This window comes from Pseudomonas sp. Ma2-10 (assembly GCF_054330215.1).
On the sequence record NZ_JBTEYL010000084.1, the window covers coordinates 1 to 529 of the forward strand.

The 529-nt window shown below is 57.5% G+C and carries 1 protein-coding gene; it reads left to right on the top strand.

Annotation, left to right across the window (positions count from 1 at the left end; genetic code table 11):
* Window positions 1–529: IS66 family transposase (gene tnpC, locus ACXPVS_RS27400; RefSeq protein WP_458512660.1), on the top strand; the 529-nt coding region annotated here is incomplete at both ends.

Sequence of the window (529 nt, forward strand, 5' to 3'; positions counted from 1 at the left end):
TGGCTCGAAGAAAACCCATCGGGCCTACGTCTGGGCCTATGCAACCACCGCGTCTGCCGATATCCGCGCAGTGGTGTACGACTTCAGCCCCAGCCGCTCGGGCGAACATGCACGCAACTTCCTGCAAGACTGGAAAGGCAAGCTGGTATGCGACGATTTTGGTGGTTACAAGGCCAGTTTTGCACTCGGCGTGACCGAAATCGGCTGCATGGCCCATGCGCGGCGTAAGTTCTTCGACCTGCACGCCACGAACAAAAGCACGCTCGCCGAGCAAGCTCTGCGCTATATCCAGTTGCTGTACGAAATCGAAAGTGAAATCCGCGATTTGGAGCCCGATGTACGGCGACGAATACGACAAGAAAAAGCCGTCCCCGTGATGAACATGCTGCACACCTGGATGATCGCCCAGCGCGAGCTGGTGCACGATGGCGTGGCCATCGCCAAGGCCCTGGATTACAGCCTGAAACGCTGGACGGCGTTGTCACGTTATCTGGATGACGGCGCGGTGCCTATTGATAACAACCACATC